At 39.4% G+C, this 22,858-nt stretch carries 20 protein-coding genes; 9 read left to right on the top strand and 11 right to left on the bottom strand.

Going from position 1 to position 22,858, the window contains the following annotated elements; genetic code table 11:
• Positions 1-980: 980 nt before the first annotated feature.
• The 7 genes from GM920_RS10255 to GM920_RS10285 all read right to left on the bottom strand — a co-directional run bounded on the left by GM920_RS10255 (position 981) and on the right by GM920_RS10285 (position 7,957).
• A complete protein-coding gene (locus GM920_RS10255; protein WP_182956655.1) occupies positions 981-1,850 on the bottom strand; it encodes a DUF6266 family protein in 870 nt (289 codons plus the stop codon).
• A 599-nt stretch (positions 1,851-2,449) separates the two neighbouring features.
• Positions 2,450-3,175 carry a hypothetical protein gene (locus GM920_RS10260; RefSeq protein WP_182956658.1) on the bottom strand — a complete coding sequence of 242 codons (726 nt, stop codon included), beginning with the start codon at positions 3,173-3,175 and terminating at the stop codon, positions 2,450-2,452.
• 115 nt (positions 3,176-3,290) lie between these two features.
• On the bottom strand, positions 3,291-3,668 hold the full coding sequence (locus GM920_RS10265) for a GntR family transcriptional regulator (RefSeq protein WP_182956661.1): 378 nt from the start codon (positions 3,666-3,668) through the stop codon (positions 3,291-3,293).
• Between the two features lie 2 nt (positions 3,669-3,670).
• The gene (locus GM920_RS10270; protein WP_182956663.1) at positions 3,671-4,450 is read right to left on the bottom strand and encodes a hypothetical protein; all 780 of its coding nucleotides are present in this window, start codon (positions 4,448-4,450) and stop codon (positions 3,671-3,673) included.
• 8 nt (positions 4,451-4,458) lie between these two features.
• Positions 4,459-5,289, bottom strand: a complete 831-nt coding sequence (locus GM920_RS10275; RefSeq protein WP_182956666.1) for an ATP-binding cassette domain-containing protein — start codon at positions 5,287-5,289, stop codon at positions 4,459-4,461.
• A gap of 60 nt (positions 5,290-5,349) precedes the next feature.
• Complete coding sequence (locus GM920_RS10280) at positions 5,350-5,523, bottom strand: hypothetical protein (RefSeq protein ID WP_182956669.1); 174 nt, start codon at positions 5,521-5,523, stop codon at positions 5,350-5,352.
• A gap of 28 nt (positions 5,524-5,551) precedes the next feature.
• Positions 5,552-7,957: a glycoside hydrolase family 3 N-terminal domain-containing protein gene (locus GM920_RS10285; RefSeq protein ID WP_235964495.1), complete on the bottom strand. Its 2,406-nt coding sequence runs from the start codon at positions 7,955-7,957 to the stop codon at positions 5,552-5,554.
• 383 nt (positions 7,958-8,340) lie between these two features.
• Between GM920_RS10285 and GM920_RS10290 the strand changes: the two genes are divergently transcribed.
• The 9 genes from GM920_RS10290 (at position 8,341) to GM920_RS10330 (ending at position 18,348) form a co-directional block, all read left to right on the top strand.
• Positions 8,341-9,270 carry an outer membrane protein assembly factor BamD gene (locus GM920_RS10290; protein WP_182956675.1) on the top strand — a complete coding sequence of 310 codons (930 nt, stop codon included), beginning with the start codon at positions 8,341-8,343 and terminating at the stop codon, positions 9,268-9,270.
• Positions 9,270-9,596 carry a DNA-directed RNA polymerase subunit omega gene (locus GM920_RS10295; RefSeq protein WP_062550173.1) on the top strand — a complete coding sequence of 109 codons (327 nt, stop codon included), beginning with the start codon at positions 9,270-9,272 and terminating at the stop codon, positions 9,594-9,596. Before GM920_RS10290 ends, GM920_RS10295 begins: the two co-directional genes overlap by 1 nt.
• Before the next feature lie 43 nt (positions 9,597-9,639).
• Positions 9,640-10,836 carry a bifunctional phosphopantothenoylcysteine decarboxylase/phosphopantothenate--cysteine ligase CoaBC gene (gene coaBC / locus GM920_RS10300; protein WP_182956679.1) on the top strand — a complete coding sequence of 399 codons (1,197 nt, stop codon included), beginning with the start codon at positions 9,640-9,642 and terminating at the stop codon, positions 10,834-10,836.
• On the top strand, positions 10,836-11,750 hold the full coding sequence (gene porD / locus GM920_RS10305; protein WP_182956682.1) for a type IX secretion system protein PorD: 915 nt from the start codon (positions 10,836-10,838) through the stop codon (positions 11,748-11,750). The genes coaBC and porD overlap by 1 nt, the downstream gene beginning before the upstream one ends.
• A gap of 100 nt (positions 11,751-11,850) precedes the next feature.
• Positions 11,851-12,234, top strand: coding sequence for a BlaI/MecI/CopY family transcriptional regulator (locus tag GM920_RS10310; RefSeq protein WP_182956685.1), 384 nt, complete (start codon positions 11,851-11,853; stop codon positions 12,232-12,234).
• 20 nt (positions 12,235-12,254) lie between these two features.
• Positions 12,255-14,162 carry a M56 family metallopeptidase gene (locus GM920_RS10315; protein ID WP_182956688.1) on the top strand — a complete coding sequence of 636 codons (1,908 nt, stop codon included), beginning with the start codon at positions 12,255-12,257 and terminating at the stop codon, positions 14,160-14,162.
• Between the two features lie 110 nt (positions 14,163-14,272).
• Complete coding sequence (gene recN / locus GM920_RS10320; protein ID WP_182956690.1) at positions 14,273-15,928, top strand: DNA repair protein RecN; 1,656 nt, start codon at positions 14,273-14,275, stop codon at positions 15,926-15,928.
• Between the two features lie 61 nt (positions 15,929-15,989).
• Positions 15,990-17,237: a carboxypeptidase-like regulatory domain-containing protein gene (locus tag GM920_RS10325; RefSeq protein WP_182956693.1), complete on the top strand. Its 1,248-nt coding sequence runs from the start codon at positions 15,990-15,992 to the stop codon at positions 17,235-17,237.
• 37 nt (positions 17,238-17,274) lie between these two features.
• Positions 17,275-18,348, top strand: coding sequence for a PA0069 family radical SAM protein (locus tag GM920_RS10330; RefSeq protein WP_182956696.1), 1,074 nt, complete (start codon positions 17,275-17,277; stop codon positions 18,346-18,348).
• Positions 18,349-18,367: 19 nt separating this feature from the next.
• Here GM920_RS10330 and GM920_RS10335 read toward each other — a convergent pair whose 3' ends face one another.
• From GM920_RS10335 to GM920_RS10350, 4 genes are read right to left on the bottom strand one after another with little or no spacing between them, the layout of a single operon-like run.
• Positions 18,368-19,303: a hydroxypyruvate isomerase family protein gene (locus GM920_RS10335; protein ID WP_182957552.1), complete on the bottom strand. Its 936-nt coding sequence runs from the start codon at positions 19,301-19,303 to the stop codon at positions 18,368-18,370.
• 31 nt (positions 19,304-19,334) lie between these two features.
• The gene (locus tag GM920_RS10340) at positions 19,335-20,345 is read right to left on the bottom strand and encodes an FAD:protein FMN transferase (protein ID WP_182956698.1); all 1,011 of its coding nucleotides are present in this window, start codon (positions 20,343-20,345) and stop codon (positions 19,335-19,337) included.
• Between the two features lie 13 nt (positions 20,346-20,358).
• Positions 20,359-21,678, bottom strand: coding sequence for a Gfo/Idh/MocA family protein (locus GM920_RS10345; protein WP_182956701.1), 1,320 nt, complete (start codon positions 21,676-21,678; stop codon positions 20,359-20,361).
• A gap of 48 nt (positions 21,679-21,726) precedes the next feature.
• Entirely contained in the window at positions 21,727-22,692 is a 966-nt protein-coding gene (locus GM920_RS10350; protein ID WP_182956704.1) for a formylglycine-generating enzyme family protein, read from the bottom strand.
• Positions 22,693-22,858 lie beyond the last annotated feature (166 nt).

Raw genomic sequence — 22,858 nt, forward strand, 5'->3', positions numbered from 1 at the left:
GTCAGTTTCTGACTCGAAAAAATAGCGTTGGTTTTCATGTACTTTGAAACCGTACTTTCTTACCTCGCTACGTATATAAATGACATCTCTTTAATGAACTTCTCGAATCACCTCACGGATCCTCTTGTATATGTTGCAATCTGCTTTCTCTGTTTTCCGCAGGTCTTATCGTCCTGGGCTGGTTTCGAATCTCGATTGTTTCAGTCTTTTTGTTTTGTTACTAAACTCCGTTTGGTAACCCCCGTTTTTGTTGGGACTGCAAAGGTAGAAATCTTTTTGATATTGTCAAGCTTTTATTTAAACTTTTTTACTTTGTTCTATTTGGTGATTAAACCTTCAAAACAACCTCTGACTCTTCTCTACTGCAATCTTTCAAATTCTTCTCTCTGTAGCTCTCGCACAAACCCTTCCTCCGAATCGGGATGCAAAAGTAAGAAAATTAAACGCCCCCACAAACTATATTACCCTTATAATTGAATCACATCCATAACTGTGTGATCTACAGTGCAAAAAACTTAGTCCAAACTAAGTAAATTAACCATAATCAGGTCAATTCTAACTCCATTTCAGGATAAAGCGAATCGCAAACCCGTTATCCTGCTAGTAATTCCCTTAAAAACCGAGTAATTTCATTGGTAGAACAACCATGTGGCACGGTAAACCGGCAACCATAACCTACACCATGCAATCCTACTATTTATAGTATAGCTTATATATACAACACAGCAACAACACATCGAATTACGGAGCATGGTTAATCTATTTCATTTCTGACCACATAAATGCCTTTTCAGAATACATTTAGTTCAGCATACCCACCGCTTAATCTATCATATAATCCTTATACTATATATAATATACTGTCAACAACATAGAGTGCAAGTCTTGGTTTCACAATCCATACTATATATGTGGCAGACCATCAAAAACAATTCCTACCATTAAATCAAAAAATACTAATCCTATATTGATGCCCGCTCCTAACCGGCTTTTGATTGTCGGGATCTAGATGTAGATTCATACCTGTTCATGAGTACCAGGTATTCCTTTTCTAAGTTTCTGAAAGCTTTCTCCGATATCCTGTCATTAGGCTTTAGTTTCATTTGCACTTTATATTGTTCCTTTATCTGCTCATACCTCAACTTCGCCCGCAAACCACCTCCCTGCTCGTTTTTTTCCTTTCTTTCTCTTTGCGCTGTAATTTCAGGATTTTCCCAGGCACCGTTTAAATTGCCCAGATATACTGTATCCGAAACTGAATCATGGTTTGCGGCACTTAAAAACAGATAAACTTCCATTGACCTTTCCAATTCTTCCGCCGCTAAAGGCAGAAAGGCAGTTCCCATCTCTCTTTTAGAGAAATTCAGCTCTACCTTTCTTGTTCGGCTTTTTGGAAAATAAACAGCTAGTTGCAGACAGTCATCATATTGTGAGCCAGATCCAGATAGATATGACGGGTCCCAACTGATTTGCAGACCACCTGACACTTTCTCCATACGGAGCTGGTCAGGAATATTTAAAGTCCCTTTACTGAGTTGTATTTTAGCATAATCGATACTGATGTTAGGAAACACCCCCTGCAATGCATTTTTCTTATTAAAGGAAACTGCGAGGTTATGCTGATTTCTGATCGTCCCACGGGCTTCCAGTTCAAATCCATTGTTAAGGTAGTCTTTAAAATGACCTAGAAAATGTGTGGTTATTGCCATAGACTGATGATTAGCTTTCTGCCTTAGGCTAGGTTTTCCTTGTTTGCCGATAGTCCGATGAACAAGCTGTCCTCTTAACATATAAGACACTATATTACCGAGCTTACCGATTGGCCAGCCACCGCTTCTTGAAATTGACATAATTTTAAAATTTAGTTGTTTCCTCCGTCCAAGTTGGACATAATTAAATCACTAAACAACCACCTAAAAACCTACATTCACATTTCTCATAAGCAGGCATTCATATGGTTTAAGAGCCGCATTTGTACCAAAAACCACAGACAGCTATTCACAAAAATCACAGACAGTTAAGCCTTTAAAAAGCGTAAAATCAAACATGAAAGATACCATGATCCATTTCAGAACAAAAACAAGGTAGTTGGAGATTCAGATAAAAGTCCACATTGAAAAAGAGCAAATTTAAATGACGATGCAAATCGCAAAACTAAAATGGATAGTAGAACTGCGTTAAGATTAAAAAGGATAGGTAGCCTTAAAACAGGGCTTTCTGGGCCATAAAGCCGGCTATAGCCCCAGCAATCCCCCTACAAAAGTGGCTCACCCCCCTCATAAATTAAACCAATTCCACAGCTCCTCTAAATATTTATTCTGGAGAAAAATTCATTACCCAATAAAAAAGGACCTTGCAGATCGCAGGGTCCTTCCATTTTCCTATTTAAATGCTCAAAGGACAACAAAATACCTCAGCAAGGTTTCATTGATTCTTAAAGAAACCTCAGTTACTGATTTTTAATGACCTGCAATGCGGTACCATTTAAAGTCACAGTTGCCTTATCAGACAGGTTATAACGCGTCTTTACGATCTTTGGATCATTCAAAGACAATTTACTTGCTCCTGGAATTGCAAATTCTGCAAATTCAATTTGATTGTCGGGATCCAAGTGCATTGCTGCACCGCCTTTCTCATCTCCCACTACCACATTTAATGTATTTAGTATCATCTTATCCATAGTGACAGATGTTGATGAGGCCATACGAATATCCAACTCAGTGCTTTTAATTCCTTTCAGAGAAACCTCTCCTCCGTAAACATTGACATTTTCGCGTTTATTATCTTTTGGCCAATAGGCAACTGTATTTAACTTCTTCAAGCCATTGGTAACTAATACAATATCCTCATATCCTGTAAGCCTGCTCGTTTTTCTAGCCTCATCCGTCAGGCCGACAGTTAACGTATTTCCTACCTGATTTAACATCAAATGTTCCTTCACCCTTTTTCTAATCCAGATTCCTTCTTTCTTCCCTGGCTCTACTATAATCGCTATCAGGTTAGCATCGGTTATATTTAACGTTTCAATATTTTTAACTTCTCTAAATTCGCTTTCTTTGAAGCGATTTTTATAATCTCCTGCTTCATAAGCAGCCTTTAAGGAGAAATTATAGGTTGTAACCATCCCTAATGAGACGATTAATGCGGCAATGATCAACATGTTACTTGTTTTCATCTATATCTAAATTTTATGGTTAATTATCAGATTAGCCTTTCATCATTCATTTCCTTACGCCATAGTAAGTGTATAGTTTATCAGGAAATTGGCTATCTGATGGCAACATTTCTATTTAATTCTGGTGGTAATGTTCAGCTTTAAATTGCTCAAACCTTTCTTCGATTTCTTTCATACTAATATCGAGCAAGTACATGTTTTTAAAGAATTCGGGGAGGGCATTACCAAGAAATCGTTCCTTACTATATTCTTTAATTTTCTTTTCAGCATCTGCTGCGATAAAAAAACCTATTCCTCGTTTGTTCGTGATCACCTCTTTATTTTGCAGAAACTCATAAGCCCTCACGACTGTATTTGGATTCACCTGTAATTCAACGGCTAAATCTCTAACAGATGGAATCTTTTGATCTAAAGGCCATTTCCCCAACACGATGTGTTCTCCAACATAAGCTGCGATCTGCAGATATATTGCTTCATTCTCCCTAAATTCCATACTTACACCTGTTTTTCTTTCAATTTAAAATAAGCACCAATCCATAAGATCATGACTATCGTATAGGTCATTCCAATCATTATTGGTTTAATTGACGATTGTGGTTCCAAAGCATAATAATTATCAGCTTCTTTAATGGCCGCATGGGCAAAAGGGACAACCTTCTCCAATTTTACTCCTAAAATTACATTTGCTAAAGGCTGATTGATTAAGATGATGAATAGACCGAATACTGCAACCAGGCAGGCACTTTTTATAAAATGGAGTTTTTCAAAAAACACAGCACCTAGAAAAGTAATACCGTGAAGCACAGCGAAAGCAATCAGTGCCATACCATAAGGAGTTCCAGCGCTTTGTAAGTCTAGCAAAGCCATTTTTTCATCAGTCCCGGAATTTTGCAGCATCAAAACGATAAGATCGACTGCGTAGAAACTTAGTGTAAAAACCAATTGATAAATTAGGAAAGAGTAAATCCAGGCCACCAGATACTTTTCGAAATGTGATGCTGGCAACATCAACATGGTTATTGATTTCCTACTATTACCAAGTTCAGAGAAAATCATACTGGTAAAGATTGATCCAGCACCTATAAAGAAAAAGAAGAAAATAGCATATTGACTTTTTACACCGAGATTCCCATCACTTACATAAGATATGAAACCTAAAATCGCGGCTAACAAGGCTACAATTACACCTACGGATAACAAATAGGTTTTATAATATTCCTGAGTATGTTTAATGAAGAGCTGTGAAAATCTCCGAAGGTTAAATATATTATTCATTAGTTTTTTTAGTTTAAATGGTTTATAACTGATTTATGATCACTGATTACTGCACTAAAAAGAAGTTCCATATCAACTTTACTAAAAACTTCATTATGGTTAACACTCATTGTATTCAAACCTATTCTATGTGGTTCTTCATATAGGACCATTTCTTTATCCAGTAGTGCTGAACTGCCGAAGTAAATGCGCTCAGCAATTTCATCCAAACTCTTATTCAATACAATCTCCTGTTCATGAACAATCAATAAACTATCAATAAGACTGTCCAGGTCTCTGATCTGATGTGTAGAAATAATAATGCAACGTTCCTCTGTTAAGGCTCCGGCAATAATTCTTCTAAACTTTGCTTTAGAGGGAATATCTAAACCATTTGTAGGTTCATCCATAATTAGCAAAGTCGTATTTGTAGCAAGGCCGAAAGCAATCATTACTTTCTTCTGCTGCCCAAATGAGAGTTTACTCAGTATACTGGTTTGCGGTACATCGAATTCTGCGAGCATCCGGAAATATTGTCCCTCGTCGAATTTAGGGTAAAAGTGCGCTGTACTTTGGGCAAATTGAACGGCAGAGGTTCCAGGTAAGTAAATTTCTTCTGGAATAAAAAAAAGTTCCTGCAAAAAACCTGGTAAACGGTCTGCGGCACGATATCCTTTCAGTTTACACTGCCCTTCCAGCGGAAATACCAGGCCGGCAAGGTTTTTAAGAAGTGTGGATTTACCTGCCCCATTTTTTCCAAGAAGCCCGTAAATGTGGCCCATTTGAAGTTTTAAGTTTAGGTTTTTAAACAACAGTTTCTTTTTGCTGTATCCAAAAGTCAGGTTTGAGATTTCTATCATAGCGGTTAATTTTAGTGTACTAGTAAACTAGTACACTGTAAAACTAAACAATAGTTTTAATTATCCAAATAACTTATAGAAAATATTTGCTGCGCCTTCAAAAGCAAGGTTGGAAGGATATGATTCTGATGCTTCCGTCATCAATACGGTAAAAGGGCTTAAAAGATTGTAAAAAAATACCCTCCACTGATACTCATCATCAATGGAGGGTTGATTCCTAAACGGTCTAACCATTTTATGGGTTATCTGGTTCGTAACAGCATTAAGGAAGGATATCAAATTCTTCTTTTAACTTTATGTCTTCAGAAGAGTGACCAATCATTACACGAAACTTACCTGGTTCCACTTTCCAGTTCATATCCTTATCAAGAATGGAAAGGTCGTCTGGATTTAATATGAACTTTATTGTTTTTTGCTCGCCCGGTAATAGCCCAATTCTTTCAAAACCACGCAGGTCAGAATCATAAGTAGTCACGCTACTCACCACATCTTTAAGGTACAGTTGAACCACATCATCACCTTTACGTTTTCCGGTATTCTTTACGTCTACGCTAACTTCAATAATTGAACCTGCATGTGGTGTGCTTTGTTTCACTTTAAGATTTGTGTATTCGAAAGTTGTATAACTTAAGCCATAACCGAAGGGATACAAAGCTCCGTTTACACTGGTTTTCCCATATCCATTATTTCCACTACTTGGTTGCCCGGCTTGAGAAGCTGGTTTAAAAGGGAAATTATACTCTAACTGGCCGATTGATTTTGGGAAGGTAATCGGCAATTTCCCTCCGGGGTTGTAATCACCGAATAAGGTTTCTGCTATGATATTTCCACTTTGCGGACCAGGAAACCAGGCTTCCAATATTGCAGGTAAGTTTTTGTTTTCCCAGTTGATCGTTAATGGTTGCCCATTAATCATCACCATCACAACTGGTTTACCAGTCGCATGTAAAGCCATTAGCAACTGTAATTGACGGCCAGGAAGGTTTAAACCAGTACGACTCAAACTTTCACCAACACGTTTTTCATCCTCACCTACAACTGCAATAATTACATCTGATAATTTTGCTTCTGCTACAGCAGCATCTATCCCCGCTTGCTCTTCAGCGGTTAAGGGTGTAGGCATGATTTCACTTTCCGGCCATGTTGGATCAATGATGTCGCAACCTTTTACATAATTTACTGTCGCTGCTGTACCCACATAATTTTTCAGACCATCAAGTACAGAAGTAATCGGATTATTCGAGGGGCCATACCTACTCGTTGTGTAGTTCTGCTCTGCCGCCAAGGGACCCGTGACCATGATTTTTTTCAAATTTTTAACCGTTAAGGGCAGGAGATTTCCTTCATTTTTCAGCAACACCAATGATTCACGACTTAACTGTGCTGAAAACGCTTCATCTTTGGCTGTATGCACCAACTGATCTGATGCTTTAGTATCCTGGACATAAGGTTGATCAAAAAGACCGAGTCTAAATTTAACCCGCAACACATTTCCCACACGTTCATCTATAGTTTTCATAGACACACGACCTTCTTTTATCAGTGCTCTTAAAGGCATGATGTACTCTTCAGGCATGGTAAAATTGGTTCGTACATCAAGCCCTGCTTCCACCGCTTGCTTTACTGCCCCTTTATAATCGTCCACCACGTGGTGTTTAGAATAAATGTATTCTACCGCTTCGCTATCAGAAACTATATATCCTTTAAAACCATATTTTTCTCTTAGCAATTCCGTTAGAAAATAATGGCTTCCAGTAATTGGGACACCATCATAATCGTTGTAACTACTCATCACGCCCATTGGCGCAGCTTCCTGCACTACCCTTCTAAAAGGATATAAATGAATCTGGTGCAATTCACGAAGTGCCACATGGGGATCTGTACGCGCGCCTCCATCTCTCCCCCCTTTAGGAATACTATACACTGCAAAATGCTTTAAAGTTGCTGCGACACCATTTTCCTGGATGCCCAATACCATCTGTTTACCCATTTCGGCAATGTGGTAAGGGTTTTCACCATAACATTCTACGACTCTTCCCCAACGTTGATCTCTTGCTGGATCAAGGATAGGCGCATAAACATTGGTATAACCCAGTGCTTTCGCTTCTCTTCCAACAATTGAACCTGCTTGTCTCACCATCGCCTTATTCCAGGTACTCCCTATATTAATAGGTGCAGGTAAGGGAGTCGCACGGTCATGACACAATCCATGAATGGCTTCATTTGTGAAATCCACAGGAATTCCCATCCGTGTTTCTTCAATAAACCACTTTTGAAGCATATTTATAGCATCTGCATGTCTGCTGAATGGGAAAGAATATTTCGTTTCTGCCTTTTTATTATAGGCGAGACTATTTAATGCTTCATCGATGTTAGCGATGCCATCTTTCCAAACTTTAGTTTTCCATTCTGCAACTGGCATTTCCTCTTTAAGCACCCTACCATAGCCGTAAAGTGTGGCCATCTGGCAGGTTTTTTCCTCCACATTCATCAAGGAAAGCAGATCGGCCACCCGTTTTTCGATATCCTGCGTGGGATCTTCGAATATATCCTTCTTTCCATTTTTATTAAAGTCTATCCAGTTTTTCTTGTAAATATTTTGATGTTGGGCAAATGAAACACTCTGTAGAGATAAGAATGCAGCACCAATCATCAGCGTCTTTTTCATTGTCATCGGCTATTACTATACTTGGTTATAAATTCGACTAAATTAAAAGAATTAACTGATTTACTACTGGCTAATCTATCAATGATCTTGGCAATTAATTACGAAACGAAAAACCGTATAAATCAGATTGAATTATCAGATCAGATCTTTATTCCTTCTGATTTAATTTTCCAAATTCCTGAGCTATTTACAGCGTTAGACCTGTTGGCAATAAGTCAGCAGAAATACCTATATTTAATCCGCCCGATTGCATTAAATGATGGTTTTATGAACTGTCATTTGTTAAAATATGTTAAGGGTTTGACAGGATGAAACGCTTTACATAGCTTAGCGTCCTATTATTTTTAATTGACGTTATCGTATTATTAACTTATCTTTGCAGAATGTTTAAAATTAAACACGTATTACTATTAAGTTTCACCATTATAGCCCTGACTATAGCGGGTTGCAAAAGCCAGTTTGAAAAAATCAGATTGAGCAATGATGTAGCCAAGAAATATCAGGAGGCCATGAAGCTCTACAACAAGAAGAATTATTCGAAAGCGATTATTCTTTTTGAAGACCTTTCACAGAAGTACAGAGGTAGAGCGGAAGCAGAAGACTTAAACTACTACTACGCATTAACCCTTTACAAATTAAAAGATTACACTACTGCAAGATACCAGTTTAAATCATTTGCGGATACTTATCCAACCAGTAAATATGCAGAAGAATGTAGGTACCTGGGCGCTTATTGCTACTACCTGGAGTCACCAAAATCTTCTTTAGATCAGACCAATACCAAGGCAGCCATTGACGCTTTACAGTTGTTCATCAACTTTTATCCAAAAAGTGAGCGTGTAGCTGATGCAAGTAAATACATTGCAGCCTTACGATTAAAACTAGAAACTAAAGCATTTGACAACGCCAAATTATATTATGATTTAGGCGGATTTGAAGTCAGCAATTATAAATCAGCTGTGATCGCTTTAAAAAATGCGCAAATTGATTTCCCTGATATTAAGTATGCAGAGGAGATGGATTTATTGATCGTTAGATCTCAATACAACTATGCAAAAAACAGTATTGAAATCCGTCAGGAAGACCGTTACAATGAAGCCATTACTTATGCAGATGAGTTTATGGAATCTTATCCACAGAGTAAAATGTTGGATCAGGCAAAAGCATTAAAAGCTGATAGTGAATCTGGCATTGAGCATGCAAAACGTATGATTGCCGAATTCCAAAAGAATCAGGAAAAATATAAAGCCATGTTGGCGAAAGAAGCTAAGGCGGATAGTACCAATACTACAATTAAAACCCCCATCAAATAATGAACACGAATAAACCTGCTGTACCGAATACTACGGTTACTAGAAATGTTAATGATTTAGATCAGAAAACTGAGAATATCTATGAGTCTTTAGTAATTATTTCTAAAAGGGCTAATCAGATTTCTAACAACATTAAAGAAGAGTTACACGGTAAATTAGCTGAGTTTGCTTCTTCAAATGACAACCTGGAAGAGATCTTTGAAAACAGGGAACAAATCGAAATCAGTAAGCATTATGAGCGTATGCCTAAGCCGAGCTTAATTGCTATTGATGAGTTTCTGAATGATAAAATTTACTACAGAAACCCTGCTAAAGAGCAACAATAAGATCAGGCATAGGTATTCCACTGCATTCATGCATTAAAAAACTATGCTAGAAAATAAAAACATTATTCTTGGCGTTTGCGGCAGCATTGCAGCATATAAATCAGCGATACTGGTCAGGTTACTGGTAAAGGCTGGCGCAAACGTTAAAGTTATCCTTACGGCCGATGCGGCGAATTTCATTACTCCGCTTACACTGGCTACCCTTTCAAAAAATCCTGTATATACGCAATACTTCGATCCAGAAACCGGCGTATGGAGTAACCATGTTGAATTAGGTCTATGGGCTGATTTCATGGTGGTTGCACCGGCTAGTGCCAATACTTTGGCAAAGATGGCTACAGGAATCTGCGACAACCTTTTATCGGCGGTCTACTTATCTGCAAAATGCCCTGTTTTCGTTGCTCCGGCGATGGACTTAGATATGTGGAAGCACGAGAGCACACAGCATAATCTGGAAAAACTGCTTTCTTATGGAAATCAGGTCATCCCTCCTGGTGATGGTGAACTGGCCAGTGGCTTATATGGTGCTGGTCGAATGGCTGAACCAGAAGACATCCTTTCCTTCCTGAATGAGGCGGCAAAAAAAGCACTGCCTTTATTGGGTAAAAAGGTGCTGGTTACCGCAGGTCCTACTTATGAAGCGATAGATCCGGTTCGATTTATAGGCAACCACTCTTCCGGAAAAATGGGATTTGCCATTGCAGATGTATTTACATCCTTAGGTGCAGAAGTTACGCTAATCACTGGCCCTACTGCTGAAAAGAGCAATAGTACACTGAATAGGATTGACGTAGTAAGTGCAGCAGATATGCTCGCTGCTTGCGAGACTGCCTTCCCTAAAACTGATATCATGGTGATGAGTGCTGCTGTAGCGGATTATACTCCGGTTGCCGCAGCGGATCAAAAGATTAAGAAAAACAGTGCAGAATTCAGTCTGGAACTTAAAAAAACAACAGACATCCTCGCTACACTAGGACAAGTTAAAACCAACCATCAGATCTTAGTAGGCTTTGCTTTGGAGACTGAAAACGAAGAGGCTTATGCCAAGGCGAAACTCAGTAAGAAAAATCTAGATCTGATTGTACTCAATTCGCTCAACGACAAAGGTGCTGGCTTTAAGCTGAATACCAATAAAATCACTATATTTAATAAAGCTGGTGAAAAGACCGTTTTTGAAACCAAATCAAAGACGGAGGTGGCAAGGGATATTTGCAATGAAATATTAAAACTGGTGCATTAATGAAAAAACGCTCTCTCCTTCTTTTTATCATTTTCCTTTTTAGTCAAGTCCTAGTTCAGGCACAGGAGTTGAACGTACGGGTTACGATTGCTGCCCCTACTGTTCCGAACATCAATAAACGGAATCTGGAAATCCTTCAAAACACCATTAGAGACTTTTTAAACAATAATAAGTGGACTAATGAGACGTACCTGCCAAATGAACGGATAGAAACCAATTTCGTGATCACGGTAACCGCATGGGATGGTGGCTCAGGCTACAAAGCGGAAGCACAAATCCAATCAAGCAGACCTGTTTATGGCACTGCTTACAATACAACACTCCTAAACATTAGTGACAAAGATTTTGATTTCAATTATAACGAAGGATCGGCACTAGACTATTCTGATTTGAATTTTATTTTGAACCTCAGTTCTTTACTCGGTTTTTATGCGCATACTATTATTGGGCTGGACAAAGATAGCTTCGGTTATCTGGGAGGAACACCATATTTCATTAAAGCTCAAAGTACATTAAATCTGGCACAAGCATCCGGAAATTCCGGATGGAAAGCTTCTGACGGATTAAGAAATAGGTACTGGCTAAATCAAAACCTCCTTGATAATTCTTTTGAAGAATTAAGAGGATTTATCTTTAATTACCATTTCAATGGCCTGGATCGATTACAACAAGACCAGGACAAAGCTTTAAAAAAGATTATTTCTTTTGTTTCCAATTTAACAAAAATGGACCGTCAGAAAATAGGTTCGATCTTCCCAAATGTATACTTCTCTACCAAAGCAGATGAAATTGTGAACGTACTTTCCCTAGGTAATCCACAGGAGCGACTCACCTCTTATCAACTTCTCTCAGAAGTTGACCCTGGGAATCTCAATAAGTATGAAGCCTTAAAACCGGCTAAACAAGGCATGTAACCCTTTTTTGCAAAATAAATTATTTTTTTTTTATCATTTATTTTGTTTCTACGAATAGATTCGTACATTTGAATACGAAACAATTCGTAGACCAAAAGATATGACCCAACCCATCCCCCTTAAGCCCACGGAAAGTGAATTAGAGATCTTACAGATATTGTGGGAAAAAGGCCAGTGTACAGTAAGAGAAGTACATGAGGTATTGGAAAAGAATAAGGAAGCTGGATACACCACTACTTTGAAGCTCATGCAGATCATGGCCGAAAAGGGATTGGTAATTCGTGATACTTCTTCAAAAACGCATATCTATCGTGCACTGGTTAATCAAGAGAAGACCGAGCAACATCTGGTCAGTAAAATGATAGACAATGTATTTAATGGTTCCGCCGCACGCTTAGTTATGCAGGCATTAGGAAATCATAGTGCCAGTAAAGACGAAATAGATTCTATAAAAAAATACCTAGACAACCTAAGCGACAAATAACCATCTCAACAAACCAAATTATGGAAGCAATTGTAAACAACCTGATCAAAGCAACCGGCTGGAGTATATTCCACTCCTTATGGCAAGGCGCCATCATCTATGGCCTCTTGTTCCTAATCGTAATTGCTTTTCCAAAGTTAAGGTCTCGTCTAAAACACAACCTCGCTTACGGCGCTATGTGTCTGATCTTCGTTTGCTTTTGCATTACCTTCTTTTCCATCTTCAAGCTTCCACAGGAGAATGGCACGCAGCAGCGTGCGGAGCTGATGATTAACGCGACCTATTATGAATACCTAAATGACATTCCACAGGACATCAGCGGCAGAGCGGAACAACTTTTCCCATATCTGGTGAGCATTTACGGTGTTGGTTTAATGTTCCAGTTATTCATTCTCCTTGCTGGTTATCAAAAGATGCAGCAGCTTAAAAATTCAGTACATACTGCTGTTCCGGATGCATGGGCTTCGATATTTCAAGAAATGATTGGAAAGTTAAAATTGAAGCAGCAAATTGGATTTCAGCTTTCTGATCAGGTTAATGTACCGCTGGTATTGGGCTACTTTAAACCTATCGTTTTATTTCCTATTGCCTTAGCTGCACAATTGGATCTGAAACAGGTGGAAGCCATTTTAATTCATGAGCTTTCTCACATTCGCAGAAATGATTATCTATTAAATCTTATTAAAACCGGTATAGAGACCATTTTATTTTTTAATCCATTCATCTGGCTTAGCGGAAGGTTCATCAATATAGAACGTGAACATGCTTGTGATGACCTGGTTGTACAGCTAACCGGGACGCCGGTAACCTATGCACATGCCTTGCTAAAGTTGGAAATTCTGAAAGACAAATCTGCCCCTGCCCTCTCTATGGCAGCGACAGGAAAAAATCAACATTTGTATCAACGTATAAAAAGAATTACAGACATGAAAACGAATTATATGAATGCAAAGCAGCAGTTCTTTGCCATCACATTGACCATTGTTACCGTGATTTCACTTGCTTGGGTAAAGCCTTCAAAAGCAGAAAAACTAACTACAATCAAAGCAGCTGAAACCACTGATATGGAGATTGCTGGTGTTGGGTTCAAATTCAAAAAACAGGAGATCGAAGCGCTGAAGTTAGCCAAAAAAGTGACGGTGTTACCTATTGATACCGCAAAAAAGAAAAAGACACATCAGAAAGTAATCATTACCAGAAATAACAATGGCCATCAAACTTATTACTACCCTGACAGTCTTGGTGGAGGTGTATTTATAGCTGATAGCGCAACCAATGCCAGCCTTGCCTTTCTCTCTTCTCCAGAATGGAAACATCAACAAGAAGCCATCCGTAAAAATGCCGAAGAAATCAGAAAACGTTTTGATTCACCAGAATGGAAAAAGCAGCAACTTGATATTCAAAAAAATGCGGAAGCGATCAGAAAGAAATTTGATTCTCCAGAGTGGAAAAGTCAGCAGCAAGCTATCATCGCCAGTTCCGAAGCAATCAGAAAAAAATTCGACTCTCCAGAATGGAAGAAGCAACAGGAAGATATCCGGGCAAATGCAGAGATGATCAGAAAGAAATTTGATTCGCCAGAGTGGAAAAAGCAGCAGGAAGATATTCGTGCAAATGCCGAGATGATCAGAAAAAGATTCGATTCTCCAGAATGGAAGAAACAGCAGGAAGATATCCGGGCAAATTCTGAGGAGATCAGAAAGAAATTTGATTCCCCAGAGTGGAAAAAACAGCAGGAAGAGATCCGGGCAAATGCAGAAGAAATCAGAAAGAAATTTGACACTCCAGAATGGAGGAAAAAAATAGCTGATGCAAAAGCAGTTCAAAGCACTGCAGAATACAAAGAACTGCGCCGTAAGTTTGACCAGGAAGTAGAAGTTTTATTAAAGAAAAAAGAAGCTGAAGCTTCATCGAAAGCAAAGCCATAAGCAAACTATAGACCGATAAACATCATCAAGGGCAGAAGATTTTTCTTCTGCCTTTTTTACTGAAAGAAACCACTGTCATTGCTTAAGATTTCCTATTTTAGCAGCGTAATATGCTACAGAAACTTTCCATCCGCAACTACGCTCTAATAGACAGTGTTGAGCTAAAACTTGACAAAGGTTTGAACATTATCACCGGGGAGACTGGTGCTGGTAAATCTATTATGCTTGGTGCACTCTCCCTTATTTTAGGGCAACGTGCAGAAACCAAGTATTTCTTTAATCAGGAGAAGAAATGCATCATAGAAGGTCAGTTCCTATTGACTGATGATACCTTACATTCTTTATTTGAAGAGCATGATATTGATTTTTATGAGGAAACAATCTTAAGAAGGGAGATCTCTACGGACGGTAAATCGAGGGCATTCATTAATGATACTCCGGTTACTCTTGGTGTCATGAAGCAAGTTGGAGAAAAATTAATTGACATTCACTCTCAACATGCGACGCTGGAAATTAATGATCCAGGATTTCAGTTGTCCGTGGTGGATACCTTGGCGGATCATCAGTCGCTATTATCTCAATACCGCAAAGGCTACAAACAATATAAAAAGCATTTACAACATCTTTCTGCTTTACAAACTGCAGCGGACGAAGCGAAAAGCAGGCAGGATTACGAACAATTTCTTTTCAATGAACTGGAAAATGCAAATCTTAAAACAGATGAGCAAAGTTTGATGGAAATAGAATTACAAACACTCAATAATGCGGAAAGTATCAAGAGGAGTTTGGTTAATGCTTACGGCTTACTTTCTGACCAGGAGGCTTCGGCCTTACCGGTTTTAAAAGAAGTTGTGGTCCAGATTCAGGCGATAGAACGTTTTAATCCTGATTATGCACAGCTGAATGATCGTCTGCGTTCTGCACTTATCGAATTAAAAGACATCGCTGCTGAAACCTTAAATCTAGAAGAAAGTACGGTTTTCAATCCTTTGAGAATTGAAGAGATCAATGGCAGGCTAGATGTCATCTATACTTTACAACAAAAACATAAAGTCAATAGTATAGAAGATCTGATGGGCATCCATCAGAAGCTTTCCGACAATTTGAATAATTTATTAAGTAGTGATGAAGAAATTGATCGCTTAAATCAGGAAATTGCTCAATTGAAAGAACAATTGGAGCAAATGGCTGCCACACTATCTGCAGACCGCGGTACTTCTATCATTGCTACCGAGCAGCAGGTAGAAGCTGTACTGCAACTGGTCGGTATGCCAAATGCAAAAATAAAAATTGTAAAAACACCTTTAGAGGAGTTAAATAAAGATGGAAAAGACAATGTGGTCTTATTATTTTCTGCCAATAGCGGTCAGCCGCCAGCTCCGGTTGGCAAAGTAGCTTCTGGTGGAGAGCTTTCCAGATTGATGTTGGCCTTGAAATCAATCATGGCTAAACATACTGCTTTACCCACATTAATCTTTGATGAAATTGATACCGGTATTTCTGGTGAAACCGCCTTACGTGTAGGTGATGTGATTGGTGATCTGGAGAAAAATATGCAGGTCATGTGTATCACTCATCTTCCTCAAATTGCGGCTAAAGGTGAAGCTCATTATTTTGTTTACAAAAATGAGAAAGGCGTACGTCCTACTACAGGAATCCGCAGATTGGCCCCTGAAGAACGTGTTCATGTTATTGCGGAAATGCTGAGTGGAAAAGACCCTGGTCTGCCCGCAATTGCAAATGCGAAAGAACTTTTGGGTTACTAAAATCCTGGAAAACTCATTTTTTTATCTTTCAAATTTATAAAGCTTTAGCTACATTAGTCCTATGACAAAATGGTTACACTTTTGTAGTTTATTTTTATTGATTGGGCTCAGCGGATATGGCCAGAGTAACTTTAACATCAGTGGAATTATTAAAGACCAACAAGGGAGAACTATTCCTGGTGCCGGTGTATACTTAAGCAGTTACAAAACAGCTACCGTCTCTAATAATGACGGTCAATTTACCCTGACGAACATCAAACCAGGAAATTATGATGTACTGATTGAGATGATGGGTTACCTTCCTTTTAGTAAAAACGTCATCATCTCTGACAAGTCTGTTAAAATCGATGTTTTATTAAAAGAAAATACGATTCAACTCCGGGAGGTCGTCATTAAATCAGATCCCAACCGACAGAAATATATTAAACAGTTTATCGATTACTTTATTGGAACGACTCCTAATGCGGAGAAATGTAAAATATTAAATCCTCAGGTCATACAAACAGACTTCGATAGTGATCATAATCTATTGAAAGTTACTGCAAATGAATTTCTGATCATTGAGAATAAATCCTTGGGTTACCGCATCAAGTACCTTTTGGAGTATTTTGAAAGAGATTATAAAAGTAACATCGTTTATTACTCCGGCCATCCCTCCTTTGAAGAATTACCTGGATCAAAGTCAAAAAAGAAAGATTGGTTAAAGAAAAGAGAAATCGCGTATCAAGGTTCTTCCCAACATTTTTTCCGTTCTTTATATCAGAACAGTACGGTTGCCAATGGCTTTATGATTTATAAACTGGCTAAGGTTCCCAATAAAAACCGACTTCCCGACAGTCTGATCAATGCACAGCTCAAGCGACTTCAGCGACCAGGGAATAACATTGTTAGAATTGGCCAGGGCGGATTCTCTCCATTAAACGACTCCGTTAATTATTGGATGAAACAAAAATCTGTTCCAAAGACAATGAGCATCTTGAATCGGGCTGAAATTCTTACTGATACTTTGGTGAAAGCCATGTACACTGATTTGAAGACCATTAATTTTAGTGATGATCTTTACGTGATCAATACCAATGAAAGAGAAACGCCGGAATACACGGATCGTTCAGGTTACGCTATAGATCGCCCATTAGACATACCAAACTACCAGATCTCTACAATTCATTTACTTCAGGCACCTATTCATTTTTACATCAATGGCGGGATTTACAACCCTAAATCGACCTTGTTTAGCGGATTCTGGGCATATGAAAAGATGGCCGATACGGTGCCCATGGACTACGTCCCGCTCACAACTAAAAAATAGCCATTGCTGATTACTAATAATATTAGTAATTTTGAAAATGGAATTAGACAGCGATACTGGTGATCATTACTTTAAAGGAAGAGGTGCACAATTCAATCCACACAATAGGTTTGCAAAGAACGATTATGTCAGAGCACACCAGGAAGGAATAGATGACTGGGAAGAAACAGATCAAAAGACCACTTTTATTTTTGGCCAGAGCAAGTCGATTGTCAATAAAGTAGACAGTCCGGATGTTGGTATGGCTTATTCTTTGAATCCTTACCAAGGCTGTGAACACGGCTGTACCTATTGTTATGCGCGCAATGCGCATGAATATTGGGGGTTCAGTGCCGGACTTGATTTCGAACGCAAAATTGTGGTTAAAACAGATGCACCAATGTTGTTTAAAAAATTTCTGGAACGCAAAGGATGGGATGCCTCCGTCATTTCTCTTTCCGGTAACACCGATTGTTATCAACCTGCAGAACGCCAATTTAAAATCACGCGACAACTCCTCGAAATTGCACTGGAGTATCGGCAACCCATCGGTATCATCACTAAAAACTCCCTCATTCTCCGTGATATGGATATTTTAACTGAACTGGCCAAATTGAATCTATGCATGGTTTATGTATCTATCAACAGTTTGAATGAGCAATTGAGACAAAAAATGGAACCGAGAACAACCACCGCTAAACAAAGGCTGAAGGTAGTGGAAGAACTGAGCAAAGCGGGTATCCCTATGGGTGTTATGGTTGCCCCACTCGTTCCGGGATTAAGCGACCATGAAATTCCGGCGATATTAAAAGCAGTATCAAATGCTGGTGCACAATCTGCAGGTTATACTGTGGTACGCCTCAATGGTGCAATCGCTGGTATCTTTGAAGACTGGCTCCGTAAAAATTATCCAGATCGTTTCGAAAAGGTTTGGCACCAGATTCAATCTTGTCATGGGGGAAATGTGAACGACAGCAGATTTGGAGAAAGAATGCGGGGAGATGGAAATATTGCCAAATTAATTCATGACAACTTCAAGCTCCATTGCCGCTTAAATCATTTGAATGAAAAGCGTTTTAAACTGGACTCCAGTTTGTTTAAAGTCCCCGGAACCCAGTTTAGCCTATTTTAAGGTCTTATTTCGTTAGCGTTTAAGCTAAAAAGTTATCCACTTCACGGTAAGCCTGAATCACGCGAAGCTCTCCTTCTTTACCCGATTTAGAATTACCATGTTCCATACCCATGACACCTTTATAACCTTTTCCATGGATGTGTTTAAATAAATTCTTGTAATTGATCTCTCCGGTAGTTGGTTCTTTCCTACCTGGATTGTCACCAATCTGAATGTAGGCGATCTCATCCCAGCAGCGATCCATATTAACCATCAAATTACCTTCGGTTTTCTGCATATGGTAAATATCATATAAGATTTTGCAGGACGGGCTATTGACCGCTTTACATACATTATAGGTTTCATGTGTTTGCTGAAGGAACAATTCTGGTGTATCACTCAACGTTTCCAATACCATAATCAAACCATGCGGTTCAAAGATTTCTGCTCCTGCCCTCATGGCATCGACTACATTGGCCATTTGATTTCCATAAGGAAGTTTACGTTCATAAAAACCAGGAACTACGGTTAACCATTTCGCATTACAGCGTTTAGCTGCTTCCACAGAACGTTTACAGGTATCCACAAATTTATCTTTAAACTCCTTTTTCCCGGTGGTTAGGGAAGTTTTCCAATTATCGCCACCATCTACTACAAACACCCCCATGGTCATCCCCAATTTAGCCAAAAGCTCGCCAATTTTGGTTTGTTCCTCTAGGGAACGCCCCAGGTAGCCATTATCCTCAATGGATCTAAATCCCTGATCATACATGAAGCGGATCTGATCCAAAAAATCTTTCCCTGCATGATTGGCAAACATTCCCTGGTGCGGTGCATAGTCCAGATTAAATATTTTTCCTGCCGTTGCTTTGTCAATAGCACCTTCGGGAGTATCGGCAACTGCATTTACAGCTGATCCGGCCAATACTGCACCAGTCGCTATAAAACTATTTCTTAAAAATTCTATCCTCTTCATCATTAATATTTTAGTAGGTCTTGAATAGTTGTTACTTTAAAATCATTTTTTTGAAACCATTGGTTAGGGTATCGGCCACACTACCATCCTGACGATGGTAGATAAGGTAGGCTTCCATTCCTTTCTTGCTGGCTACAAAAGCCAGGGCTTCCTCCATGTTCATGGCCATAACCGCATTGTCATATCCATCAGCAGTAATTGCGTCTTTAGCGAAAATTGTGGCACTGATTAATTGATTATCCAGTGGATACCCTGTTTTAGGGTTGATTAAATGAGCAATTTTTCCCTTTCCCCGTTGCAGGTATTTCCGGTAATTACCGGAAGTGGTTACTGCTCCAGTGCTAAAACTGAGTATATGTCGGATTTCAGGTTCATCCGTACTGGATGTTGCCGGCCCTTCAATGCCAATTCTCATCACAGAGCCATCCGGTTTAGGTCCTTCCACCCTTAACTCCCCACCAATTTCGACAATAAAAGATTTGATTCCTTTTTTCAAAAGAAAATCTGCGACCACATCCACACTATACCCTTGAGCTATGCCGTTTAAGTCTATGGTAATGGCAGGATTTTTCTTTTTCAAGTAACTTCCCTTTAGTTCCAGGTGGTTCATTCCAACATTTTTTAACAACGCTTTGATTTTAGCGGAGTCTGGAAAGCTGGTTACCGGTTTCGGGCCAAAGCCCCAGGCCTGCACCAATGGTGCTACTGTCACATCAAATTTTCCATTTGTTGCCCGATAGACTTCAAATGATTTCCTCATTACTGCAGCGAAGTGGTCATCTATGCGCATACCTTTCTTACTCAAATTAAACTGACTAATCTGGGAATATGGTTTATAGAGGGACATAGAGGAATCAATCTTTAGCAAGATGCTATCAATTGATCCCTTGGTCACCACGCTATCAGTAGCAAAATACTTAATGGAATAATCTGTCCCTTGCGCATAGCCATGAATGCTATACTGCTGCTGATCCTTTTGCTTCGTGAAAAGCGTGATCAGCAGCGGTAAGAACAGCAAAGCCGATTTATGGATTACTGCCACAAGCAGGTCCGGCTTAAATTATTTTAGATTTTCCCGGAGTTGGGATTGGATATAAACCATTTGCATCCGGCATTAGTTTTGGATTTGCGGTCCAGCTTAATTGATCAGGCATCAGGCTATTGTCGGCCTGTAAAGCCTCATCCCATTTAATGGTTTGCCCCGAATAGGTAGCATATCTACCAATGATGGCGGTGAAACAGCTTTTTGCACCACGTTCTGCATCTGCAAATTTATAATCTCCTTTTGCGATCGCTGCAAACAACTCATCATGTTCTGTTTGGTAAGGATTTGCATTTCCTTTTGTTGGGTGGCTAAACAGCTCTTTGCCTTTCAGGTCCCAAAGTACGCCATTATTTCCTGCGGATAAATAAGTACGACCTTTTGTTCCCTGGAATGTCTCATCTACACGGTTGGCAATTCCTTCAAAGTGGCGACATTGACTATAAATTACTGCACCATCAGCATAAGTTAATTCAACCGCATGATTGTCATAGATCTCTCCATAATCTTTCCCTGTTCTCCAGGCCCGACTTCCTGTTCCCTGAACAGAAACCGGATAAGCATTTTTCACCCAGTTGGCAATATCTATATTGTGTACGTGTTGTTCTACGATATGATCACCACATAACCAGTTGAAGTAATACCAGTTTCTCATTTGATATTCCATCTCTGTTTGCTGTGGCTGGCGTTTTTTAACCCAGACCCCACCGCTGTTCCAATATACCTGGCCGCTCATCACTTCACCAATTGCACCATCCTGGATACGTTTTAACGTTTCTCTATAGTTCGCTTGGTACCTGCGTTGCAGTCCGACTACTACATTTAACTTTTTCTTTTTAGCCAACTCAGCCGCAGCAAGGACTTTACGAACTCCCGGAGCATCTACTGCTACTGGTTTTTCCATAAATACATGTTTCCCTTGTTTCACCGCTTCCTCAAAATGCGTTGGTCTGAATCCTGGAGGCGTTACCAATAAGACTACGTCCGCCAGTGCGATGGCTTTCTGATAACCATCGAAACCAACAAATCTGCGCTCAACTGGTACGTCTACTTTATCTTTAAATTTATCGGAAAGTACTTTATAACTGTTGTCCATGCGATCCTGAAAAGCATCAGCCATGGCCACTAATTTAATATTCTGTTTAGTGCTTAGTGCCTGAAAGGCAGCACCTGTTCCGCGATCTCCACAGCCAATCAATGCGATTTTAATGGTATCATCGGTAGAGGAATGTCCTCCTGCAAAAGCGAATTGGTTCATCATAACACCTCCTGCAACCAGGGCGGATGTTTTTAAAAAGTCACGGCGCTTATCGCGTAATTCTTCGTTGTTCATAGTTTGGTTTGGTTAATTATTTGGTTGTTAATGTGTGAGTTCTTTTTATTAGTAATCAGCGATCACTGGTTTATTGTAATAAGCTTCGATTTCTGCTTTTGAGGGAGGCGTAACTGGTCTTACCAAACGCATTCCTATAAAAGGAGCTTCAGGAAACCACCAATTACTTTTTGGAATTTGCGGATCCAGTTGCTTCCATACCGGATCTGAGGCTAGCCTGGCAGCAGAACGTAATTCTTTTGCAGCATCATCATATGATCCACCTCGAATAACATGTGCATACAATTGACTGGGTACAGCCACTGGGTTTTTACTTTTTTCGCCATTTACACTGGCATAAAAATCGGGCTGATATTGGTCGTAGGTCCATTCTCCAACGTTCCCATACATATCATATAATCCCCATTGATTGGGCTTTTTCTTTCCAACCTCATGTGTTTTACCCCCACTGTTTTCTTTAAACCAGGCATATTCTCCCAATTTAGAGGGCTCATTGCCAAAAGCATAGTCGGTCGTATTTCCTGCCCTACTGGCATATTCCCATTCCGCCTCTGTTGGCAGGCGATAAAACACGCCTGTTCTTGCATAAAGCCATTTACAATATTGGATGGCATTATAATTTGTCATCGCTAAAGCAGGATGATTTTCTTTTCCCATCCCAAAAGTCATGTCCAGATAAGGTTTAGTTGGACGCGTCACTGCATCTACATTTGCTGGGACAGTTGTAGTGCTATGGGTAGTTTCGTAATCTTTATATAAGAAGGGTTCATAAATATCCCAGGTAACTTCATAGGTACTCATCCAGAAAGGATCGATTGTTACTTTATGCAAGGGCAGCTCATCGGCTTTTCCTTTTTTGCTACCCATTTGGAATTCTCCTCCAGGGATGGCCTGCATTTCGAAGTTTAATTTTGTCCCATCAATCTGTTGTTTGTAGGGTTGATGTTTCTCCTGAGCGGAGGCAGAAAGAGCAGTTAGTAAAAAGGGGACTGCCCATAGTTTGTTGAGTTTCATTGATACGTTTTTGATTCAATTGATATTTTAGCCTAACCTATTTCATCCCTAAAATAGAAGCATTTACCTAGAATGCAAAATCTTAACGTGCTTTAATTAAGAAAATGTGTCAAAATCACACTAAGTTACAACCGATTCCCCCCATACATAGTGTTTACACGTCTTT

Source organism: Pedobacter gandavensis, assembly GCF_014172405.1.
Classification (GTDB): Bacteria; Bacteroidota; Bacteroidia; order Sphingobacteriales; family Sphingobacteriaceae; genus Pedobacter; species Pedobacter gandavensis.

Coding starts and splice junctions, on each gene's coding strand:
- GM920_RS10255 (WP_182956655.1), bottom strand. CDS start 1,850: ATGTCAATTTCAAGAAGCGGTGGCTGGCCAATCGGTAAGCTCGGTAAT.
- GM920_RS10260 (WP_182956658.1), bottom strand. CDS start 3,175: ATGAAAACAAGTAACATGTTGATCATTGCCGCATTAATCGTCTCATTA.
- GM920_RS10265 (WP_182956661.1), bottom strand. CDS start 3,668: ATGGAATTTAGGGAGAATGAAGCAATATATCTGCAGATCGCAGCTTAT.
- GM920_RS10270 (WP_182956663.1), bottom strand. CDS start 4,450: ATGAATAATATATTTAACCTTCGGAGATTTTCACAGCTCTTCATTAAA.
- GM920_RS10275 (WP_182956666.1), bottom strand. CDS start 5,289: ATGATAGAAATCTCAAACCTGACTTTTGGATACAGCAAAAAGAAACTG.
- GM920_RS10280 (WP_182956669.1), bottom strand. CDS start 5,523: ATGGTTAGACCGTTTAGGAATCAACCCTCCATTGATGATGAGTATCAG.
- GM920_RS10285 (WP_235964495.1), bottom strand. CDS start 7,957: ATGAAAAAGACGCTGATGATTGGTGCTGCATTCTTATCTCTACAGAGT.
- GM920_RS10290 (WP_182956675.1), top strand. CDS start 8,341: ATGTTTAAAATTAAACACGTATTACTATTAAGTTTCACCATTATAGCC.
- GM920_RS10295 (WP_062550173.1), top strand. CDS start 9,270: ATGAACACGAATAAACCTGCTGTACCGAATACTACGGTTACTAGAAAT.
- coaBC (WP_182956679.1), top strand. CDS start 9,640: ATGCTAGAAAATAAAAACATTATTCTTGGCGTTTGCGGCAGCATTGCA.
- porD (WP_182956682.1), top strand. CDS start 10,836: ATGAAAAAACGCTCTCTCCTTCTTTTTATCATTTTCCTTTTTAGTCAA.
- GM920_RS10310 (WP_182956685.1), top strand. CDS start 11,851: ATGACCCAACCCATCCCCCTTAAGCCCACGGAAAGTGAATTAGAGATC.
- GM920_RS10315 (WP_182956688.1), top strand. CDS start 12,255: ATGGAAGCAATTGTAAACAACCTGATCAAAGCAACCGGCTGGAGTATA.
- recN (WP_182956690.1), top strand. CDS start 14,273: ATGCTACAGAAACTTTCCATCCGCAACTACGCTCTAATAGACAGTGTT.
- GM920_RS10325 (WP_182956693.1), top strand. CDS start 15,990: ATGACAAAATGGTTACACTTTTGTAGTTTATTTTTATTGATTGGGCTC.
- GM920_RS10330 (WP_182956696.1), top strand. CDS start 17,275: ATGGAATTAGACAGCGATACTGGTGATCATTACTTTAAAGGAAGAGGT.
- GM920_RS10335 (WP_182957552.1), bottom strand. CDS start 19,303: ATGAAGAGGATAGAATTTTTAAGAAATAGTTTTATAGCGACTGGTGCA.
- GM920_RS10345 (WP_182956701.1), bottom strand. CDS start 21,678: ATGAACAACGAAGAATTACGCGATAAGCGCCGTGACTTTTTAAAAACA.
- GM920_RS10350 (WP_182956704.1), bottom strand. CDS start 22,692: ATGAAACTCAACAAACTATGGGCAGTCCCCTTTTTACTAACTGCTCTT.